Source organism: Serratia sp. TSA_198.1, assembly GCF_052686505.1.
Genome location: NZ_JBQZFP010000002.1, coordinates 581,706 through 600,324, shown reverse-complemented (window position 1 = coordinate 600,324; position 18,619 = coordinate 581,706). Strand labels below are relative to the sequence as shown.

Below are 18,619 nucleotides of genomic sequence, written 5' to 3'. Positions count from 1 at the left end.
TATGCAAACTCAAAAAGCTTCTCCGTGGATCAATAACCCCACGTTTCGCAAAGTGCTTTATCCGGCCGTGGTCGCGGTGGTGGTGATCCTGCTATGGCAGGGATGGGTGAGCTATTTCAAAATCCCCCAGTTTCTGGTGCCGTCGCCGGTGGTGATGCTGCAAAGTCTGTGGACCCATTTCGGTTCGCTGACGATGTCGCTGCTGTTCACGCTGAAAATCACCCTGATCTCATTTTTACTGTCGATTGTCATCGGTGCAGCCGTGGCGTTCGTGCTGGTGCAGAATCGCTTTGTTGAAACCGCGCTGTTCCCGTACATCGTGTTCCTGCAAGTGACGCCGATTGTAGCCATCGCGCCGCTGATCATCATCTGGGTCAAAGACACCACGCTGTCGCTGGTGGTGTGTTCTACGCTGATGGCGGTGTTCCCGATTATTTCCAATACCACTCAGGGGCTTCGCAGCGTGTCGCCGGGCCTGCTGAGCTATTTTCAACTGAACCACGCCAGCCGCCTGCAGACTCTCATCCGCCTGCGCATTCCTTCTGCCCTGCCGTATTTTTTCGGCGCGCTGCGCATTTCCAGCGGCCTGTCGCTGATAGGTGCCGTGGTCGCTGAATTTGTTGCCGGTACCGGCGGCAATAATACCGGTCTGGCCTACCAGATATTGCAGGCAGGATATCAGCTGGATATCCCTCTGATGTTTGCCGCTCTGCTGCTCATTTCACTCACCGGTATTGCGCTGTTTGGCGTGATGTCGTGGATTTCGAGACGTGTCCTGAGCGCCTGGCATGAAAGCGAAGCCGTGCAATCTCATTAACTTCATTCATCTTTAGGCAGGAAGAATATGGACAGTGAACAACGTCAGCACGCGCTTGCCCTGATACGGCAGGCGCTTCCCGACCTCGACTGGACCTTGCAGGCAACCAAGGTCAAACGCCTTTCACGCGATTTTCACTGGTTCAGTCCGCTGCTCAAACAGCAGTTGGAAGATAAACAGGCTGATGCCGTGGTCAGGCCGCGCAACGAAGAAGAGCTGAGTCTGGTGGTTAAAGCCTGCGTTCAGCACCAGTTACCGCTGATCCTGCGCGGCGGCGCGACCGGCAACTACGGCCAGTTGGTGCCGCTGGAAGGCGGAATTCTGGTCGATATGACCGGATTCAATCAGGTATGTGAACTGGGTAACGGCGTGGTACGGGCGCAGGCGGGGATCCGGCTGGCCGAAATTGAAACGCTGACCCGACCCGCAGGATGGGAACTGCGCTGCATGCCTTCCACCTACCGGCTCGCCAGTCTGGGCGGCCTTTACGGCGGCGGCTTTGGCGGTATTGGTTCCATCAACTACGGTCCGCTGGGCGCGCCGGGCAATGTGCTCAGCGTCAAAGTCATGACCATGGAGGCCGAACCGCGCATTTTGCAGGTTCCTGCCCCGCAGGCGTTGCTGCTGCATCACGCCTACGGCAGCAACGGCATTGTGCTCGAGGTTGAGCTGGCGCTGGCACCGGTTCATCAGTGGATTGAACGGCTGGACGTGTTCGATGATTTCACCGACGCACTGGATTACGCCAACGCATTTGCCCGTTCGCCAGGGCTGGTAAAACGCCAGCTGGCGCTGTTCGCCGCGCCGATCCCATCCTGGTTCAGCCATCTGAACGGGCATTATCAGGCCAGCCAGCACGCGGTGATAAGCGTGATTGCGCAGGAAAGCGAAGGGTTCTGTCCCCATCTGCTGGAAAAATATCGCGGGCACAGCGCCATACGTCAACCGGCCGACGAAGCACGCGAAGCCAATGCGTCACTGATGGAATATTGCTGGAATCACACCACGCTGCATGCGCTGAAAATCGACGGCTCCCTGACTTATTTACAGACGGCGTTTAATTATGCGAATTATCGTCAGCAGATTATCGACATGGCAAATTTATTCGGCGACGAAGTTATTTCGCATATTGAATTCCTGCGTGACAATGACGGAAATATCACCGCCAGCGGTTTACAATTAGTCCGTTACTCCACCGAAGAAAGATTGAAAGAAATAATGGCCACCTTCCGCGATAATGACGTGAAAATAAATAACCCTCATGTCTTTCAGATTGAAGATGGCAAACAAGGCGAAATTAAACCTGACGTGGTTGCGGTTAAAAAACACCTTGATCCCCACGGGTTGCTGAACCCCGGCAAGCTACGCGGCTGGGAAGTGCGTGACACCCTGGCATTGGATAACGATCCTCTTTTATTGATTGATAAATAAAAATAACTATTATCCTCCCCGCTTCTTGGTGACAGAAAAAAAGGCGGGGCGGCAACCCTTTACCTGCGCCCTCATAAAAACAATTACCGGCAGTTTTGCTGCCGGACAGAACCTATTACACTTCAACAGGATGGCATTAATGAAAAATAACACATTCAGCTTTGCGCTGAAGTTGAGCGCTATTGTCGTTTCAAATGCATTATTCATAAACCACGCACTGGCGGCCACTCCGGCGGCGACCGGTTGCTCCGCTGGCGTGGCAGATTCCCTCACCGAAATGTTCACCTGCGGGTCGGTCAGCGGCAGCCTGCGCACCCTGTATTATTCCACCCATAATGCGTATTTCGTACCGGGCTATTCTCAGGACACGGTCAGTTATGGCGGCAGCGTGAAATATGCCACGGCAGAATATTACGGCCTGAGCCTGGGCGTCAGCGGCATTCTCCAGCGCGGTATTTCACACAACGACGACCACCTGATTACCGAGCTGGGCCCGAACCAGACCGGCGTGGGCGAAGCCTATGCAAGCTGGCATTATAAGGACTTCCGCATCACGGCCGGCGATCAGCGCATTAATATTCCGTTCATCGGCGACTATGACTGGCGCATCACGCCCATTCTGTTCCGTGGTATCGACGCGAACTATGGCGACGGCGATAACTTCCTGCACGCCACCAAAATCACCCGCTACAAACCCTGGGGCGACGACCGGTTCCTCAACACCACGGCCTATACCGACGCCGACGGCACGACCAACGGCATGTGGAGTGTCGGTGGCGGGCGCGCCATCAAGCTGGATAATAAAAAACTGAACGGCCAGCTGTGGTATGAGGATTACGACAACTACACCAAGATGGTGTACGCCGACAGCTTCCTGTCGTGGACAGACAGCCCTTCCCAGCCGAAGATAGGCATTCAGTTTATTCGCGGCGTGAGCGATGGCAAAGCACTGGCAGGCAATGTGAACAGCACCAGTTACGGCGCGCAGTTTGCGATGAACCTCACACAGGCATTGAAATGGTCGTTAAATTACAACCATATCACCGCCAACGGTGATGCTTACGGCAACGGTGCGCTGGTGACGCCTTACGCGCACAACACCTCCTCCGGCCCGTACTTTGCCCAGCCGTTCTTCACCAGTACGCAGGACCTGGGCAGCGGCAACGCCTACTCCACCGATCTGAACTGGAACGCGACCGAAAGCATCTCGCTGGGCAGCCGTTACTCGTTTATGGATTTAACGCCGATCAAAGGGGCATCCAGCAGCAACCAATCTGAATATCTGGTGTACGGCACCTACAACTTTGGCGGCGTACTCAAAGGCCTGAGCATCACCGACTTTGCCGGCGTGCAGACCACCTCGACGTCTAACAAAGACTTCTGGCAGAACCGCCTGGCGCTGGAATATGATTTCTAAATAAACATCCGCTTTCGCATAAAAAAAGCCCGTCTGAGTTTCCTCAAGCGGGCTTTTTGCTTTCAAACCGTCAGTTCTGAGTGCGACGCTGTCCAGATTCATCACGTTGGTTCACGCCGCAACACATCCAACCGCCCTCCCAGACAACTCAGATGCCAGCGTTTTCCGTTACTGCGCAGCGTCGTTACACTTAACGGCAGGATATCGATCAGTTGAAAGGCGCTAACGGGCGCATCGAGCAGTTGAATCACTATCGCCCGAATAACTGCAGAGGAAACAATTGCGCACTGACATTCTCGATCCGCCACTCTTTGCGGCAACCATGTTCCCGTGCGCGCCATAACGTGCGCCATGCTTTCTCCGCCCGGCGGGGCCTCTCCTGAAAACCAGCGCTGAAATGCCCCCTCATCCTGCTCAATCACCGTTTTAATCGGGATGCCCGCCCAACGGCCGTATCCGGGTTCGGCAAGTTCCGGAACGGGCTCGCCGCACAGGCCCAACTCACGTTGCGTCTGCCGTGCTGCCAACTCTGGGGCGGTCCAGATTTTAGTGAATGGCCCGACGCACTCCTTTAGCTGATGGACCTGCTTCAGGGAAGCTTCGGTAAGGGGATCGTCAGAGGGGAATCGCGACTGTCTGTTTGCCAGGGTTTCCCCCTGGCAAATCAGTTGCATGATGGCGGTCATGCCTTCAGCATCCTTCCGTCCGGTAGCTGTACCCCGGCTTTCGCAGCGTTCTTTCCGCAAAGGCCCCAAACAGCAGCCCCGTTGCGCACCACATTGTCAGTTGAGTGCCGAAAGCGCTCAGGCGAAAACGCCACAGAACATCGGCAGAAAATCCGTCCGGGATCTCATTCACTTCAGGCATCAGGGTGCAGGCGGCAATCAGCATCGCCAGCCCCGCCAATCCTCCCCACAGCGCAGCATTCCAGCTACCCAGTCTCGGTCTGAGCTGATGAGCGCTCCAGGCGGCGGTCACCACAATCACCGCGGAAACCAACAACATCGCGAAGTAGAGCGCAGTCCGGTAGCCAATCGTTGATGGATCGCCCACCGCCGGCGGATTAGGAGGATATTTAAGCGCCGGCATCATGCTCATGATCAAGAATCCGCCCAGCGACAGTGCCAACGCCAGCGCTCTGGCGCCGCCCGGCCCGGTGCGTTGCCAGCACAGCGACCAGACCAGCGCCAGAGCGCCGCCCATGGCCGCACTGAACAGGATCATTCCGCTCAGCAGGCCTGCGCCGGACTGCGTCTTCCGGCTAAACACTTCGCCATCGGCCTCATGATCGTGATGATGTTCGCCCTCTTCACTCACCTGCTTTTGGGAAAGGATGTCTTCAAATGAAATCGCACGCTCGACCTGCGGCTCACCGAAAACGTGGGCAAAGCCGAAGGCGATAATGCCCGCGAGGATCCCGGCTATCATCCCCTGTAACAGAAGTTTTCCCGTCATGGCGTGGTCCTCAATGGCAGGGGAAGCCCAGCAGATGCCGGGCATCATGGAAATATTCATGTACCTGGCTGCCGGAAAAAACGGCGGTTGCCCCCTGTTCTGCCCCGATAAAATAGACGGACAGCATCACCATCAGCGTGACGAATGCAAGCCATGGCAATACGGCATTAAGCGGGATGGGTGCCTGTGCGACTTCAACTTCATTAACGGTATGGTCCATTTTTCTTCCTCATCTCTGGCTGCGGATACTATTCAGGGTTTCAGGCTGGCGGATGCCGGGCTGACCGCCACGGGGACACGAAGCGCCGGGTGGTGGTGATCATGTGCCGGTGCGCAGATCGCGCTGGTCAGCACAACCGGCATCCCATGGGGGGTATTCAGATAAGCCTGCCGCCATTCATCGGTACGGCGGGCAATGTCCTGCTCTTCGGTCAGTTCCAGCGAGAGGAGCATTTTTTCTGCGGCGGATACCCACTGTCGGTAATAGGCATCGTTGATGCTTTCATGCTCCTGCATCGGGCTGGCTTTTATTTCATCGCTGAAAACATCAACCCAGTCCTTCCAACTGAACTGTCCGGCCTGATGCAGGTAAACGATCAGCGAAAAAACCTGTGCCTGCCACGGATGTTCAAAGGGGGCGTTGTCCGCCACGGGAGCATCAGGCGTTATCCGGATTTCTGTACTCATAGCGCCTCCAGATAGTCATCCCACAGATCGATGCGCACCGTATCTTTAGGCGGTGCTTTATCGCCCCATAGCTCAGTCGCGGCAAAGCTGACGCTGTAAACGTGCTGAGGATGTTCGCCCTGATCATGAGCAGCCGTATCCGGGGTGATAAATACCCCATGATCAATCACAATCGTGCCGATCTTCCCGCGGGCATAGCGCGGCAAGCGAGTATGCCCCGCCGGATTGATATTTTTTGCTCGGACGCGGTCTCCAGGCCGGAAGCTGGCCGGGACATCGCTAGCCACCCGTGCAGAACCCCCTGTACTGACGACCGCCTGCACCATCTCCTGCCGCAGCACCGGCGTTTCCGGCGAGGCCGGCGCCGGTTTGACCGCACCGGAAAGCTCATCGGCGGTAATAACCCCCCTCTCAAGCAGAAGCGTCTCGAAAGCATGCATCCAGTGTTCGTAGTAGCTTTCTTCAAGGTAATTCGCCGGCTTCATGCGCTCAATGGCATGCCGGAACATATCGACATTGAAGTGACCGCCGACAAACAGAGAGGCAAAAAGCGGGAATGTGCGCCGCTCCCATTCATGATGAAAAGGCGGTTCGTTTTCTTCAGTAATGACGGCACCCATACCCTGCATGCCGCCCAGATCGTGTATCCCGTTCATTGGATTCTCCCAAAAAAGTTGAATGAAATACCGGTTGTCAGTTATCGCCCGGCTGAAGTGCCACGCCGGTGCCAATCATGGCATCGCGGGTTACCAACGCGACCAGTTGCTCTTCACTCCAGCCCTCGGTTCCGGTGGGTCTTTCCGGCAGAACCAGATAACGCAACTCGGCGCTGCTGTCCCACACCCGAATTTCCCGGTCCTCACCGATGTTCAGACCAAACTCGGCCAGCACGCTGCGGGGCTCGATAACAATGCGCGATCGGTAAGGTGCCGATTTATACCAGGCCGGCGGAAGGCCGAGCGTGGGCCAGGGATAGCAGGAGCACAGCGTACAGACCGTCACGTTGTGAACCTCGGGGGTATTTTCGACCACCATCATGTCTTCCCCCTGCACGCCAGAAAAACCCAGTTCGGCAATCGCCTCGGTGCCATGCGCCAGAAGACGGGCCTTGTAATCAGGGTCGCTCCAGGCTTTCGCCACGACAAGAGCACCGTTCCGGGGGCCAATGCGGTGTTCATAGGTATCGATAAGTTCATCCAGCGCAGCGGGGTCTACCAGGCCTTTTTCCGTCAGCAGAGACTCCAGCGCTTTCACGCGCAGCGCGATCTCCTCAGGCGGTTCGGTATGGTCATGGTGGTGTTCGTGGTCGTGAGCCATGGTATTTCTCCGAAAGATTTCATGTCATTGCCGGTTTTTTCGTCCGGCGGTATCGCCCTGAACGACGGGCAGCTAACGGTTACATCTGCTCCCAGTTTCCGCTCGCTTCAAACGCGGCGGCGGCCTGATAAATCGTGCTTTCGGCGTAGTGGCGCCCAATCAGCATCATGCCGACCGGCAGCCCGTCAACCAGCCCACAGGGTACGGACATGGCTGGATGGCCGGTCACGTCCAGCGCGGCCGTGTTGCCAATCATCTCGAATGCCCGGGAGATAAACTCGGTGATCGAACAACCGGGTTGCGGCAGCGGCTGAGCGGTCATGGGAACGGTTGGCATCACCAGCAGATCAAAATCGCCGAAGGCGCGGTCATAGTCTGCCCGAGCGCGGCGGGCCAGATTCTGCGCCTTGGCGTAATAACGGCCGTTGTAACGCGTCAGGCCATACTGGCCGATGAGCATGCAGATTTTCAGCGAGGGGGAAAGCGTGTCCGCGCTGTCACGCCAGGCCGCATGTTTGTCCAGCAAGGCGACGTCGTAGAGCCCTTCCCAGTTAAACCCCATACCGTTGCCATGCATCATCTGCATGGTGAGGCCTTCGCAACCAATGGGCGACCACAACGCGGCGGCAAGCTGATGACCGGGAACTGAGACTTCGCCGACGAGTGCGCCAAGACTTTCCAGCCGGGCAACGGCGCTACGGACCTTTTCGGCCAGCAAAGGCTGGCGATTGGGCAACTGGAATCCTTCCGTTACCACCCCGATTCTCAGGCCTCTGACCCCTTTATCGAGCCCAGAGGTATAGTTTCCGCCGCGGGAGGCGTACTGCCGCGGGTCAAGTCCGTCCGGCCCGGCCAACACCTCCAGCATCAGGGCGTTGTCCTTCACGTTCGCGGTAATGGGCCCGGTATGATCGAGGGTGGCCTCAATCGGCATAATGCCGGTATAGGGAACGAGTCCGTGGGTGGGTTTCATGCCGTACGTGCCACAAAAAGCGGCCGGAATGCGGATGGAACCGCCCTGGTCACAGCCTATCGCCATATCCGCTTCCCCGGCAGCAACCAGCGCTGCGCTGCCCGATGAAGAACCGCCGGCGCTGTAACCCTGACGCCAGGGGTTATGTACCGGAGCCGGGTCTGAGGTATGGCTGCCTCCCGAGAGGCAGAAATGCTCGCAGGTCGCTTTACCCAGAATGGTGGCACCGGCATCAAGAAGGCGCGTTACCACGGTGGCATCAAATGCCGGCACATGCCCTTCCAGCGAAGCCGCACCGTTCATCATCGGAACGCCGGCCAGAGCAATATTGTCCTTAAGCACCACGGTTTTCCCTGCGAGCTTGCCCTCTGCCGCCCCCTGCACCCGGCTTTTGTAATACCAGGCATTCAAGGCATTCTCTTCGCTCCCAGGGCGGTATCCTTTTTCACGCGGATATTTATCCTGCGGGATTTCATCCGGTAACCCGTCAATCAGATCGTAGGCGTCAAGGTTTGGCTGCATAAGGGCAAGATATTCTGCCGCTTCACTCTCGGAAATCTGCAGGTGAAGCTGGCGGGCAAGTTGCTGGAGTTGACCGGCATCGGGGCGTTCAATAGCCATAATTATTCCTTCATCTGAAAAACGATTGATTACATCCTGACCTGAACATAACGCGACTGCGCAACGATGACCTGGCTTAGCCGGACAGTTATTTGGTCAGGAAAGACAGCGTCAGAAAACGCGTGCATAACGGAGATTCAACCGGAAATTCTCTTCCGCGCCGTTTTCAACGCGCAGATCCCTGCCCAGCTGTATCTGAACCTGATCGCGGGGTGTCACAAATTGGGTTGCGGTAAGACGAACGTTGGTGGTCTGTGTCCTGTTATCCTGCTTTTCGCCGTCAACGGTGGTTTCACCGCCCCAGCTCTGACCGAAACCCAGCCCGAGCGCCAGGGTAGGATCGGGCATATAACGTCCCATAATCTGGGCCACCCAGGCATTATCCTGCTGAAGGTGGGATGACGTGGTTCCATAATCGTTGTTTTCACCGTACCAGATGGCGTCGCCGACCACGTCCAGCGCCCACTTTTCAGTAAAATACTTAACCCAGGCGGCCTGCAGGTCGACCTTCCAGCGATTCTCCCCCAGATTCAGCGCATCGTTGTGGTCATAGTTGCCGCTGGGCACGTAGAGATAAGGCGCGAAGCCAAAAATGTCGCCGCCGCTGTTGAGCTTAACTTTTAAAGGCACGGTCAGGATTAAGTCGCCGGTACCGCTGGCAGAGCCGAGTCCGGAGGCATCGCCGCCGCCAGATATCCGCCCGAAAGGCAACAGAAACTGCGGGTCCAGCGTTGCTGACTCGGAAATCTGTACGGTATGCAGCAGACGCAACATGCCGATATCGGAAGTCAGGTTGTAATCAGAGCTGACTTTGTCACCGCGGGAGTACGCAGAGCCGGTTGAGGCGTGCTGATAATAAAGCAGCCCCACAGTGGTGCCGTCAGGAAATTGGCTATAGTCGCCGGGCGCAACCTCGACGGCGAATGCCGGCACAGAGCAAAGCAGCATGGCAGGCAGAAAAAAGCGTAATGCGTGCATAATCTAATCCCCGGAGAAATGATGAATGGATAAGTTATCGTCGTTTCGTTCAGCGCTGAGCGTCACGCAGCATCCCGGTCATGGGATGGCAGTTGATGTACTCAAATGTTTGAAAGCGAGCGTCCGAGACGGAAACTTCGTGGTAGAGCCGCAGTTTCTGCAGACCGGTCACCACCCGGAAAAACGTAGTGAATATGCGAAGGTGTGTGGGGTGTGATTCCGCCCAGCGCTCCAGTTTGTCAAGCGAACGCCAGAAGCCGATATCGTAGGCAATATCCAGCAGATTTCCGTTGATATCCACGTTGCGGACAAAGCGGTTGCTGTAGCAGCCGTGCGCCTGCCCTTCATCCCGAAGAAAATCCATACCGGCCTGCAAAGGGGGGAGCATTTCCGTGAAGTAAAGCTGACGCTCCTCCTCTTCCGCCTCCATCCAGTCCTGCCCGGAGCGGATAAGCGTGATGTTGTCATGGCCCTGCACCACCACCCTGCCCCCGGCATCAGGATCGCCTGAAATAATGCGCAGTTCATCGTCAGGCTGCAGCCAGTCATTCTGGGAAGCGGGAATACGATCGCGCACGGATCCCCAGTAGCCATGCTCCTGGATCTCGCCGCTGATCTTGTCCATCACTGCGCCGACGCCCGGCAGGTCTTCTTTAAAGGCATACAGCGTCTCGAACTGTTCGGCGCGCGGGGCGATAATTTCGCGAAAATAACCGATGCCCTCCTGCAGACGCTCTTCGGAAGACCACCAATCGTCGATCTCTGGCTGACGGAGCCAGTGGCAGTAAGCCGCCGGATCCCGCCAGTACCCCACCACAATAAAGTTACCGTAGCCCTGGTTGTCGGTATGGAAAGAGATGTCATGATTGCCCGGCCCGTTGCTCAGGCTGAAGGTCGACACGATGTGCTGCATGGCCCGAACGGCGTCCTCACGATGTTCTTCACGAAACTGAACGCCCAGATAGGCCATAACGACCTGTGTCAGATCGTCACTGGCCCGTCCGGCAAACATCGGGAAGGGTGGCTGATAGCCGTCGTGAACCCGACGGGAAAGCGTGCGGGGGCATTTCAGATGTTTATCGATTGCAGATTCCATAAGGACTCCCAGGTTTATAGTTTTCAGCGATGGTTAACTCACCACTGATACTAAGGAGAAATCTGCCGAATACCTGGCTCAGTCGGACAATCGTCTGGTTGGAAAGGACACTCCCGATATCGGTAAATCAGAGAGTGAAAGGATGAAATTGCACAGTGCAGCACTGCCCTGAAATAGTGCGTATCTTCTCGCTTAACGCCGCTAAAAACTTAAAATAGCCAGGAAATACCTCGCAATACGGTCATGGCGCAAATATTGCTTTCGGTTTGAAACAATCCATCCTGAATTGCAGTTACTGCTATGAGGTGTCGCTGTGAACAGTCATTCAACTCCACGGGAGATCCGTTATTCCACCGAACATGTTTCAGCGCCTCACCGTTTCGAATACTGGAATGATGTCATTCTTCGCCACTGCATTCCTTCGGATGGCAAACCGCTTGCTGACGGCGGGTTCGACGGAGATCTTGCCGTGCGCGAAGTGGGACTGTTGGATGTGTGCACTCTCACTTCAACGCTTCACCACTGGGAGCGAAAATCACAACATCTGAGAACGGGGCCGGACGACGATTTGTGGCTCGGTTATATCCAGGGTGGATACGGACAGCTGGAACAGGGAGGACGAAAGGCCTGTCTGTCATCCAATAATCTGGTTCTTTACGATGCCGCGCAGACGTTTCGCTTCAGCATCGGTGGCAGCAATAACCACCTCATTCGTATTCCCCGGCATCTGCTCACCGGAAAAGTGCCGGCCAGTGACGTTCTGACCGCCACCGTCCTTGACGATGCTCGCCCAGGCGTTATTCCGCTGCGTGAGATGATTTGCCAGGCGGTTCAGACGCCCGTGCTGGTCAGCAATCCGGATGTTGCCAGCCGCTTTTCACAAACGATGCTGGATCTGCTGATGCTGAGCCTGGAGCTGCAGGAACACAATACCGCGGCTTCAGAACGCGATTTATATGCGAGGATGAGAAACTACATCAGTAGAAATCTTACCAATCCTGAACTGAGCGTAGAGAGTATCGCTTTGGCTCATCACGTCTCGGTACGCACCGTGACCCGGACTTTTGCCCGCAATCAGAAAACGCCGGCAGCCGTTATCTGGCAAGAACGGCTTCAGGCCAGCCGCGACGCACTTGAACAAGGGCGTGTGTGCAGCGTATCCGAGGCAGCACTTGACTATGGGTTTTCTGATTTCACTCACTTCAGCCATGCATTCCGTAAAGCCTTTGGCGTCACGCCGAGCTCGGTCATGAAGCAGCAACGTCAGTTTTTTATACAACCCTGATGTTTAAGGCTGTTGTCGGCATATCCGTCGCCCTGATAACGGGCAGGCATGCTGACATAAAAGGTTTTATTTCTATTTAAAATAATTGAAAAACGCTGCCTTAGATTTTATCTGACATACTGATTATGTTCCCGGTAGATCCGTAGGAGCAAAAATCGATTTAGTCAGCCCCCGAAGATCAGCGCTCTGAAGACGGCAGTGAATCACCAAATCAAAACGCTGGGATAACCTGTTTACCGACCCGTTCAAAACAGGAGACGATCATTAGCGACTTAGTCTCTTTTGCCGTAATGCTTGCAACATTACTGATCTTTAGCGTTAACGATACTGCGTACGCAGCGGACAAGAGCGCTGTGGCATCGGCTTTTTTGCAGAATTCCACAACGACTGATCCCATCGTTCTCTCGCTGCAACATTTTGAACAAATTCAATCTTATCAGGTTATGGTGCGCTCCTTGTCACCGCCTGATGACACTAAAATCATCCGCTATAGCTATCGTAAACCGGGTTATGTACGGATGGACTTTACCGAACCACATTCAGGTGCAGTCCTAATCTATAACCCAGTCAATGGCAAAGTTAAGTTGTGGCCCTTTGGCGTAGGAAATTTTCCTGTTTTGAGCCTGTCGCCAACAGATTCATTGATACAAGATGCTAACGGTCATCGGGTGGATCAATCAGACTTCAGCGTTTTGCTGAATAATATCCGCAGCCTGCAACATGAGGGGACAACAACCCCCCTCGGTGAAGATATCATCGCGGGGAAGTCGACATTACACTTATCCGTGGTCGGCCCCGAAGGAAAGACAGTCGATGCTGTTCATCGTTATGACATTTGGTTAGATAAGAAATCTGGATTTCCTGCCAAGGTGGTCAGTTACGCACTGGATGGAAAAATGTTGGAAACCGTATTTATGGATGCAATGGTTATCAACATCCATTTCCCCGCTGATTTTTTCGCACCTTAATGGGAACCGGGCTATATGGCTGACTATAAGTTCTCCACCATCTGGCGGGTTGAGGCTTCTCTACAGGAGGTATGGGATGTTCTATGCCATCCAGATCTGTGGCCCGAATGGTGGGGAAGTCTGGAGCAAATTATTGAGTTAAAGAAAGGTGATATTCAGGGAATTGGCGCCTTGCATCGTTATACCTGGAAAGGTGTACTCCCTTATCGATTAACCTTTGATATCCATGTACTGAATATTAAGCCTTTTTGCCTTTTAGAAGGGGAAGCCAGTGGCGACGTTGAAGGGCGAGGAGTCTGGGCGTTTTCTGACAAAGAGGGGGATACTATCGTTAGGTATGATTGGAATATCCGGACTAACACCCGATGGATGAACTACCTCGCCCCGCTGGCAACACCCGTTTTCCGTTGGAACCATCATATGGTGATGCGTGATGGAGCAAAAGGTTTGGCCCGCAAATTAGGTACACATGTCGACGTGTATTTTAGGTAAAGAGAAAACGGACCTGCGTTCTTTCTGGCCGGCAAAGTCTTGAAGAGGGGCGTCTATGTTCTTATGCCCCCTGTCAGGAGCCCCATCCAGAAAATCCCGCGCAGGGAAACCGAGCGGGATTTTTGCTTTGGCGTCATGAAATTGCCTACCCTCCTCCACCAAAACTGCACGAAATGAATCGTCACGGTTGGGTAGGCACTGAAAGCCCTTTAAGAAGACTTAAAAGAGCGGTGCCGGTTAGCGATAAACCAGCCCGCCGTCGGTCAAAATCGACTGACCGGTGATATAGGCGGCGTCGTCGCTGGAAAGAAAAGCGACAAGTGCCGCGACGTCAGCCGGGGTTTGTGCGCGCCCCAAGGCAATGCCATCGACGTACTTCTTATAGGTTTCACCTTTCGGGGCACCGGTAATCTCCGAGAAACGCTGATCTATTTCCACCCACATATCGGTGCCGACCACCCCAGGGCAATAGGCGTTGACGGTAATGTTGTCGCTGGCGTATTCCTTTGCCGCAACCTGGGTCAATGCGCGTACGGCGAATTTGGTGGCGGAGTACACGCCCAGCAATGCAAAACCCTCATGGCCGGCGATGGAACAAGCATTGATGATCTTGCCATTTTTGTTGAGCTGTTTAAATTTCGCCGCGGCAGCCTGGATCCCCCAGGTCACCCCCCCGATATTGATGTTCAGGATCTTTTCAAGATCTTCCGGCACCACGTCTGCGATGGGTTTTACCTGCGAAATGCCGGCGTTATTAATCATCACATCCAAGGTGCCCAGCGTACTCACAACGTGCTCGATGGCCGCATATACTTCCTCGCGCTTGCTGATATCGGCAACGTAGGTTGTCGCTTTTACCCCGAAAGACTCCACCTCTTTCCTGACGGCACCAAGCTGATCTGCGGATAAATCCAAGAGCGCAAGGTTGACCCCCTCTTGTGCGAGGCGCAGTGCGATCCCCCGGCCAATGCCACGCGCAGCGCCAGTGATAATGGCTACCTTTCCGTTCAAACCTGTCGACATGATTATTCCTGTTTCGTTTTGTACTACGTCTAATGGAGAGTTTTTTGTTGGTTTCCGCTAGCGAAAACGCAATCAGATCAGGCTGTTATCCTTTCCCGTATTGTCCTATTGATGCAGCGGTCGGCCAGCGGCCGCGAGGATCGATTCATGCATGGCTTCAGAGAGCGTCGGATGCGCAAAAATGACCGACAGCAGGCTCTCGTCCGTGGCCTCCAGATGATGGGCGATACCGAAGCCCTGGATCTGTTCGGTGACCTGTGCACCAACCATGTGCGCCCCCAACAGTTCGCCGGTTTCGGCATCGAAAATCGTCTTGACGAAGCCCTCAGCCTCACCGCTGGCCAGCGCCTTGCCATTGCCCTGATAGGCGAACTTACCGATCTTGAGTGGCCGTCCACTGGCACGCGCCGCCGCCTCGGTCAGGCCCAGACTGGCAACCTGCGGCCGGGCATAGGTACAACCGGGCACATAACCACGGTCTAGCTTGTGCACCCCTTCGACGCCGGCCAGCGTCTCGACGCAGATCGTCCCTTCGTGGCTGGCCTTGTGCGCCAGGCACGGCGGGCCGGCGACGTCGCCGATAGCGTAAAGGCCGAAGACATTGGTGCGGCAGGCGTCATCCGTCTTGATAAAACCGCGATCCAGCTCGACGCCCAGCGCCTCCAGCCCGAGGTCTTCGATATTGGGCTGGACGCCGGCCGCCAACAGCACATGTTCGACCTCCAGCACCTGTTCGGCACTGGCGTTTTTCAACGTGCAACGCCCTCCCGCGTCCGTGAGCTGCACCTGCGTTACCTGCGTCTGGGTATGCACCTGAATGCCCCGCCGCTCGAACGACTTGCGCACCGCCGCCGACACCTCGGTGTCCTCAATCGGCAGTATCTGTGCGGCCACCTCCACCAACGTCACTTCGCTGCCAAGATCGTTGTAGAGGCTGGCGAACTCGACGCCGATGGCGCCGGAACCGATGATCAGCAAGGATTTCGGCAATTTTTGGGGTTGCAATGCCTCGAAGTAGGTCCAGATCCGCTCGCCATCCGGCACGATCCCCGGCAACGCACGCGGGCGGGCGCCGGTGGCCAGGATCACGTGGTCGGCCCGGTAGTCGCGCTCGTCCCCCTTGGCATCGACCACCGTCACCTGCCCCTTGCCCCGCAGGCGGGCAGTGCCGTCGAACACCGTTACGCCATTCTTCTTCAACAAGTACTCGACCCCACCGGTCAACTGTTGCGACACCGAGCGGCTAAACTGCACCAGTTTCTGGAGATCGAAACTCACCTCGCCAACACTGAAACCCAGTTGGTCGGCATGGGCGATGCTGTGCGCCATCTCAGCACCGTGCAGCAGTGCCTTGGTTGGGATGCACCCCCAATTCAGACAGATGCCCCCCAGATGCTGTTTTTCCACCAGTGCCGTACGCAGCCCGAGCTGGCCGGCGCGGATGGCGGCAACATAGCCTCCCGGCCCGCCGCCGATCACCAGTACATCGTATTTGTCGTGCATAGCTCGTCTCCTAGACAAACATCAGAGTCGGTGTTTCAACCAGTCGCTTGAGTTCCTGGAGAAAAGCCGCACCCAGTGCCCCATCGATGACCCGGTGGTCGCAGGACAGCGACACCGTCAGTTGATGGCGCGCTACGATCTGCCCGTCGCGAGCCACCGCCCGCACTTCGCCGGCACCGATCGCGAGGATCGCGCCCTGGGGCGGGTTAATGATGGCGTCAAACTGGCGCACGCCGAGCATGCCCAGGTTCGACACACTAAAAGTGCCGCCCTGGAACTCTTCGGGCTTGAGCGTGCCGGCTTTCGCCCGGGTCACCAGGGAATGAATGTCGTGCGAGATCTCGCTGACCGACTTACGGTTGGCGGCGCGCACTATGGGGGTAATCAGCCCGGCCGGCAGCGCAACGGCCACCGAGATGTCGGCATCGGCAAAGCGGCGGATGCTCTGGCCGGCTTCGTCGAACTGTACGTTGACATCCGGCACCGCCACCAGCGCTTGAGCGCAGGCCTTAACCAGCAGATCGTTAACCGAAATCTTGACGCCGGGCGCACCGAGGTTGATTTCCTTGCGCAGCGCCAACAGGCGCTCCAGATCGAGATCGGCGATCAGGCGGAAGTGCGGCGAATGTTGCTTGGAAGCCTGCAAGCGGGTGGCGATCGCCCTGCGCATGCCCGACATGGGCAAGTTCTCAAAGGCTGCCGGTGCCGCATTCGGTACAGTCGCTGTCTGCGGCTGCCCGTCGAGCAGCAGCGCCGCCGCCTGCACATCCTCGCGGCTGACCCGCCCGCGTGAACCGCTGCTGCGGCAGTCGTGCAGGTTGATCCCCAGTTTGCCGGCCAGACGGCGCGCCAGTGGGGTTGCCGGTACCTGACTGTCGTCGGCGTGCGAACGGGGCGCTTTGCCTGAACGCGATGGCAACGTCGGCGATGCGATGCGGCCCCCTGCGGCAAGGATAGCGCTCTCGAGATCGGCCACCGAGATACGTGCTTCACGTCCGCTGCCGCGCACCTTGCTCAGGTCGACACCCAGCCTGGCGGCCAGGCGCAACGCGTGGGGCGTGGCATTGACCTGTGCGGCATCGGTGCTTCCCTGCAGGCCGATCGGCACCTCGGTCTGCCCGCTGGCGGCCACCGGTTTGTTGGATGGGGCCGATGCCGTGGGAAGTGCGTTGTCGAGTGTCGGGGCTGCCGCAGGACGCGCGGGAGGCGGTGCGACAGAAGCTGCCGGCCCCGCCGCGGCCAGACTGGCCGTGAAGGCGTCCAGTTCGGCATCGCTGATCGAAGCCTCTGCCACCAGCGCCAGCGCCGCCCCCACCTTAAGGGTATCGCCCTGCCGGGCCAACACCCGCCGCAGGGTCCCGGCGAAGGGGGCCTCAAGCACGTTGACGATTTTGCTGGTCTCGATCTCGCAGATTTCCTGCCCCTTGGTGAAGCTGTCGCCCTCCCGGATAGACCACTGCGCGAGCAACCCTTCCTCCATCGAAAGGCCCCACTTGGGCATTTCAAGCGTTTTGATATCACTCATGGCTCAATCCTCCAGCACTTGGCGGACGGCGGCCTCGATCCGCTCGACGCTGGGGATCCAAAGCTTTTCGAGGGCAGGAGAAAACGGCACCGGGGTGTGCGGCGGTGTGACCAGCACAATCGGCGCTTTGAGGAAATGGAATGCCTGGGAAGCGATCAGTGCCGCGACATCATGGGCAAAGCCGAAACGCGCCGCCGACTCGTCGACAATCACCACACGGCCCGTGGACGCCACCGACTCCAGAATGCCTTCCTCGTCCAGCGGAGAAATCGTCCGCGGATCGACCACCTCCACCGAGATGCCCTCTTTGGCCAGTTTGTCGGCCACCTCGTTGGCTTTATGCACCATCGCCGACAGCGCGATGATGGTGACGTCCTCCCCTTCGCGGGTGTAGTTGGCCACGCCCAGCGGAATGGTATAAATGCCTTCCGGCACCTCGCCCTTGAGGTCGTAAAGCATTTTGTGCTCGCAGAACACCACCGGATCGTCGTCGCGGATCGACTGGATCAGCAGGCCCTTGACGTCATAAGGCGTGGAAGGCACCACCACCTTGAGGCCCGGCGTGGTGGCGAAGATATTATAAGGCGACTGCGAATGCTGGGCCGCCGCTGAGAAGCCGGCGCCGATCATACCGCGCATCACTAACGGCGCCTTGGCCTTGCCGCCAAACATGTAGCGGAACTTGGCGGCCTGGTTGTACAGCGCATCGTGGCAGACACCGAAAAAGTCCATGAACATCAGCTCGGCCACCGGCCGCAGACCGGTCGCCGCAGCGCCGGCAGCCATGCCGATGATCGCCGATTCGGTAATGGGCGTGTCGATCACGCGGTCAGAGCCGAACTGCGTCCACAATCCTTTGGTCACCCCGAGCACGCCGCCAAAGGCCTCAATTCTCGCCTCCTCCGGCGCATTGCCGCCGTGGCCGCCACGCAAGTCTTCGCCGATCAGCACCACGCGTTCGTCACGCTCCATTTCCTGGGCCAGCGCTTCCTTGACCGCTTCACGATAGGTTTTTATAGCCATTGTTCTCA

General features: G+C 56.8%; 19 protein-coding genes. 6 read left to right on the top strand and 13 right to left on the bottom strand.

Annotation, left to right across the window (positions count from 1 at the left end; translation table 11 throughout):
* The first annotated feature begins 1 nt into the window (after position 1).
* The 3 genes from ACUTSW_RS14145 (at position 2) to ACUTSW_RS14135 (ending at position 3,665) form a co-directional block, all read left to right on the top strand.
* A complete protein-coding gene (locus ACUTSW_RS14145) occupies positions 2 to 817 on the top strand; it encodes an ABC transporter permease (RefSeq protein ID WP_062867981.1) in 816 nt (271 codons plus the stop codon).
* A gap of 27 nt (positions 818 to 844) precedes the next feature.
* The gene (locus ACUTSW_RS14140; RefSeq protein ID WP_445584689.1) at positions 845 to 2,248 is read left to right on the top strand and encodes an FAD-binding oxidoreductase; all 1,404 of its coding nucleotides are present in this window, start codon (positions 845 to 847) and stop codon (positions 2,246 to 2,248) included.
* A 139-nt stretch (positions 2,249 to 2,387) separates the two neighbouring features.
* Positions 2,388 to 3,665 (top strand): TonB-dependent receptor, encoded by a 1,278-nt coding sequence (locus ACUTSW_RS14135; RefSeq protein ID WP_445584688.1) that lies wholly within the window; start codon positions 2,388 to 2,390, stop codon positions 3,663 to 3,665.
* A 101-nt stretch (positions 3,666 to 3,766) separates the two neighbouring features.
* On the opposite strand, the gene ACUTSW_RS14130 is transcribed toward ACUTSW_RS14135, so the two are convergent.
* The 9 genes from ACUTSW_RS14130 to oxdA all read right to left on the bottom strand — a co-directional run bounded on the left by ACUTSW_RS14130 (position 3,767) and on the right by oxdA (position 10,792).
* Complete coding sequence (locus ACUTSW_RS14130) at positions 3,767 to 4,351, bottom strand: histidine phosphatase family protein (protein WP_445584687.1); 585 nt, start codon at positions 4,349 to 4,351, stop codon at positions 3,767 to 3,769.
* A 4-nt stretch (positions 4,352 to 4,355) separates the two neighbouring features.
* A complete protein-coding gene (locus ACUTSW_RS14125) occupies positions 4,356 to 5,120 on the bottom strand; it encodes a CbtA family protein (RefSeq protein WP_445584686.1) in 765 nt (254 codons plus the stop codon).
* 10 nt (positions 5,121 to 5,130) lie between these two features.
* The gene (locus ACUTSW_RS14120) at positions 5,131 to 5,340 is read right to left on the bottom strand and encodes a CbtB domain-containing protein (RefSeq protein WP_020439426.1); all 210 of its coding nucleotides are present in this window, start codon (positions 5,338 to 5,340) and stop codon (positions 5,131 to 5,133) included.
* A 32-nt stretch (positions 5,341 to 5,372) separates the two neighbouring features.
* Positions 5,373 to 5,807 (bottom strand): nitrile hydratase accessory protein, encoded by a 435-nt coding sequence (locus ACUTSW_RS14115; RefSeq protein WP_445584685.1) that lies wholly within the window; start codon positions 5,805 to 5,807, stop codon positions 5,373 to 5,375.
* Positions 5,804 to 6,463: a nitrile hydratase subunit beta gene (gene nthB, locus ACUTSW_RS14110; protein ID WP_445584684.1), complete on the bottom strand. Its 660-nt coding sequence runs from the start codon at positions 6,461 to 6,463 to the stop codon at positions 5,804 to 5,806. Before nthB ends, ACUTSW_RS14115 begins: the two co-directional genes overlap by 4 nt.
* A 37-nt stretch (positions 6,464 to 6,500) precedes the next feature.
* Entirely contained in the window at positions 6,501 to 7,124 is a 624-nt protein-coding gene (nthA, locus tag ACUTSW_RS14105) for a nitrile hydratase subunit alpha (protein WP_062867988.1), read from the bottom strand.
* Between the two features lie 79 nt (positions 7,125 to 7,203).
* On the bottom strand, positions 7,204 to 8,718 hold the full coding sequence (locus tag ACUTSW_RS14100; protein WP_445584683.1) for an amidase: 1,515 nt from the start codon (positions 8,716 to 8,718) through the stop codon (positions 7,204 to 7,206).
* A 111-nt stretch (positions 8,719 to 8,829) separates the two neighbouring features.
* Positions 8,830 to 9,696, bottom strand: coding sequence for a transporter (locus ACUTSW_RS14095; protein WP_434460817.1), 867 nt, complete (start codon positions 9,694 to 9,696; stop codon positions 8,830 to 8,832).
* Positions 9,697 to 9,745: 49 nt separating this feature from the next.
* Entirely contained in the window at positions 9,746 to 10,792 is a 1,047-nt protein-coding gene (oxdA, locus tag ACUTSW_RS14090) for an aliphatic aldoxime dehydratase (protein ID WP_445584682.1), read from the bottom strand.
* A gap of 313 nt (positions 10,793 to 11,105) precedes the next feature.
* Here oxdA and ACUTSW_RS14085 point away from each other — a divergent pair, with 313 nt between their 5' ends.
* From ACUTSW_RS14085 to ACUTSW_RS14075, 3 genes are all read left to right on the top strand, one after another.
* Positions 11,106 to 12,077 (top strand): helix-turn-helix domain-containing protein, encoded by a 972-nt coding sequence (locus ACUTSW_RS14085; protein ID WP_445584681.1) that lies wholly within the window; start codon positions 11,106 to 11,108, stop codon positions 12,075 to 12,077.
* Positions 12,078 to 12,367: 290 nt separating this feature from the next.
* Positions 12,368 to 13,045, top strand: coding sequence for a DUF1571 domain-containing protein (locus ACUTSW_RS14080; protein ID WP_445584680.1), 678 nt, complete (start codon positions 12,368 to 12,370; stop codon positions 13,043 to 13,045).
* A gap of 15 nt (positions 13,046 to 13,060) precedes the next feature.
* Positions 13,061 to 13,537, top strand: a complete 477-nt coding sequence (locus ACUTSW_RS14075; RefSeq protein WP_073440596.1) for an SRPBCC family protein — start codon at positions 13,061 to 13,063, stop codon at positions 13,535 to 13,537.
* A gap of 237 nt (positions 13,538 to 13,774) precedes the next feature.
* On the opposite strand, the gene ACUTSW_RS14070 is transcribed toward ACUTSW_RS14075, so the two are convergent.
* From ACUTSW_RS14070 to ACUTSW_RS14055, 4 genes are all read right to left on the bottom strand, one after another.
* Positions 13,775 to 14,560 carry an acetoin reductase gene (locus tag ACUTSW_RS14070; RefSeq protein ID WP_445584679.1) on the bottom strand — a complete coding sequence of 262 codons (786 nt, stop codon included), beginning with the start codon at positions 14,558 to 14,560 and terminating at the stop codon, positions 13,775 to 13,777.
* A 105-nt stretch (positions 14,561 to 14,665) separates the two neighbouring features.
* Positions 14,666 to 16,063: a dihydrolipoyl dehydrogenase gene (lpdA, locus tag ACUTSW_RS14065; RefSeq protein ID WP_445584678.1), complete on the bottom strand. Its 1,398-nt coding sequence runs from the start codon at positions 16,061 to 16,063 to the stop codon at positions 14,666 to 14,668.
* 10 nt (positions 16,064 to 16,073) lie between these two features.
* Entirely contained in the window at positions 16,074 to 17,588 is a 1,515-nt protein-coding gene (locus tag ACUTSW_RS14060; protein ID WP_445584677.1) for a 2-oxo acid dehydrogenase subunit E2, read from the bottom strand.
* Positions 17,589 to 17,591: 3 nt separating this feature from the next.
* On the bottom strand, positions 17,592 to 18,611 hold the full coding sequence (locus ACUTSW_RS14055) for an alpha-ketoacid dehydrogenase subunit beta (RefSeq protein WP_004946867.1): 1,020 nt from the start codon (positions 18,609 to 18,611) through the stop codon (positions 17,592 to 17,594).
* Positions 18,612 to 18,619: the final 8 nt, after the last annotated feature.